Source organism: Micromonospora sp. M51 (assembly GCF_018070305.1).
Lineage (GTDB): Bacteria > Actinomycetota > Actinomycetes > Mycobacteriales > Micromonosporaceae > Micromonospora > Micromonospora parva.
Genome location: NZ_JAGPXZ010000891.1, coordinates 1 through 2,270, shown reverse-complemented (window position 1 = coordinate 2,270; position 2,270 = coordinate 1). Strand labels below are relative to the sequence as shown.

At 74.3% G+C, this 2,270-nt stretch carries 1 protein-coding gene and 1 pseudogene; one reads left to right on the top strand and one right to left on the bottom strand.

What is annotated here, in order from left to right:
* Positions 1-668, bottom strand: a pseudogene (locus tag KBX53_RS30280) (hypothetical protein); the annotation flags it as partial.
* A gap of 127 nt (positions 669-795) precedes the next feature.
* Here KBX53_RS30280 and KBX53_RS30275 point away from each other — a divergent pair.
* Positions 796-2,270, top strand: a 1,475-nt coding sequence (locus KBX53_RS30275) for a DEDD exonuclease domain-containing protein (RefSeq protein WP_210863113.1), incomplete at its 3' end; no start/stop codon positions are given.

The following is a 2,270-nucleotide window of genomic DNA, read 5'->3' as shown; positions in this document are numbered from 1 at the left end:
TGCCGGGACTCCTCGCGGAGCTGGCCCAGCTCCTCGCGGACCCGGGCCAGTTCGTCGCGGAGCTTGTCGGCCTCGACCCGGGCCACGGCGCGATCGTGCTCGGCTCGGGTGGCCCGCTGCTCGGCCTCGCGGACCAGCTCGGCGACGACGGCGCTGTCCGCCTCGGCGCGCACGGCCGCCCCGCTGGCGTCGATCAGTTCCCGCCAGCCCCGCGGCCGGGCCAGGTAGGCCAACGCGGCCACCTCGACCGGGTCGGCGGCGGCCGGCGCGGTGCCCTCGACCACTGCCGCGCCGAGGTCACCGGCGTCGGCCAGGACCCGCGCGGTGACCCGCTGCCGGAACAGCGGGTCGGCGGTGAGCTGGGCGGCGATGACCGGCGCGCCGAGCCGGGCGCGCCGGTTGGGGGCGAACTTGGCCACCCGGCGCAACGGCACCGGCACCTCGTCGGTGGGGAGGGTGGGCAGCACCGCCGCGGTCAGCGTCACGATCCGTTGCCGGACCGGCTCGGGCAGGGTCGGCTCGGGCTCGGCGGCGGGACCGTCGTCCGTCGTCGACTCCGGTGCGTCGGATGGGCCGTTGACTACGTTGTCGTCCGGGTTGCCCACACCGTCGAGCGCGACCGGATCCTCCTGCGGGAGGTGGTCGTCGAACGGCTCGGTGAGGGGCATGTGGCAAGTCTCCCACCGCGACCGGGCCCACCGCCCGGTGAGTGAGCCGATCTCTCATCCTAGCCCCATGGTGACGGATGGGACGGCTGCGACGGGAGTGTCGCACCGGGGCGCTAGCGTGCCGCCGATGGCACAGGCGGAGTACGTCCAGGAGTCACTTGCCGGTCTCGACCCGGCGGTGGGCGGGGTGGACCCGGCCCTGCCGCTCTACGCGACGACCTTCGTGGTGGTCGACCTGGAGACCACCGGCGGCGCGCCGGACGGCGGCGGCATCACCGAGATCGGCGCGGTGAAGGTGCGCGGTGGTGAGCAGTTGGGGGTGTTGGCGACCCTGGTCAACCCGGGGCAGCCGATTCCGCCCTTCATCACGGTGCTGACCGGGATCACCCAGGCCATGCTGGTGCCGGCGCCCCCGATCGAGCAGGTGCTGCCGAGCTTCCTGGAGTTCATCGACGACGCGGTGCTGGTGGCCCACAACGCCCCGTACGACGTGGGCTTCCTCAAGGCCGCCTGCGCGAAGCACGGCTACCGCTGGCCCAACCCCCGGGTGCTGGACACGGCGGCGCTGGCCCGCCGGGTGCTGACCCGCGACGAGGTGCCCAACCGCAAGCTCGGCACCCTGGCCGCCTACTTCCGCACCAGCACCCAACCGACACACCGGGCCCTGGACGACGCGAAGGCCACCGTCGACGTGCTGCACGGGTTGATCGGCCGGCTCGGCGGGCACCGGGTGGACACGGTCGGCGACGCCATCGAGTTCGCCCGCGCGGTCACCCCGACCCAGCGCCGCAAACGGCACCTGGCCGAGGGGCTGCCCAAGGTCCCCGGGGTCTACATCTTCCGGGCCGCCGACGACCGACCGCTCTACGTGGGCACCTCCGTCGACATCGCCACCCGGGTGCGCAGCTACTTCACCGCCGGCGAGAAGCGCGCCCGGATCTCCGAGATGCTGGGCGCGGCCGAGCGGGTCGAGGCGGTGGAGTGCGCCCACTCGTTGGAGGCGGAGGTCCGTGAGCTGCGGTTGATCGCCGCCCACGCCCCGCCGTACAACCGCCGGTCCAAATACCCGGAACGGATGCTCTGGCTCAAGCTGACCGACGGTCCGTACCCTCGGCTGTCGATCGTGCGTGACCTCTCCCCCACCGACACCGCGTACCTCGGGCCGTTCACCTCCCGGCGCGCCGCCGAGCTGGCCGCCGCCGGTTTCCACGACGCGGTGCCGCTACGCCAGTGCACCCACCGGCTCTCGCTGCGCACCGTCACGCCGGCCTGCGCGCTGGCCGAGCTGGGTCGCTGCCCGGCACCCTGCGAGCACAAGATAACCCCCGAGGAGTACGACGACAGCGCCGTCGCGCCCTTCCGCGCGGCGACGGCCAGCGACCCCCAGCCGGTGGTGGACGCGCTGCTCGCCCGGATCGACGTGCTCTCCCGTGACCAGCGCTACGAGGAGGCCGCCGTGGTGCGCTCCCGGCTGGCCGCCGTGCTGCGGGCCACCGTGCGGATGCAGCGGCTGGCCGCGCTGACCGGCATCGTGGAGCTGGCCGCGGCCCGGCCGGCCGCCCGGGGCGGCTGGGAGTTGGCGCTGGTCCGCCACGGCCGGCT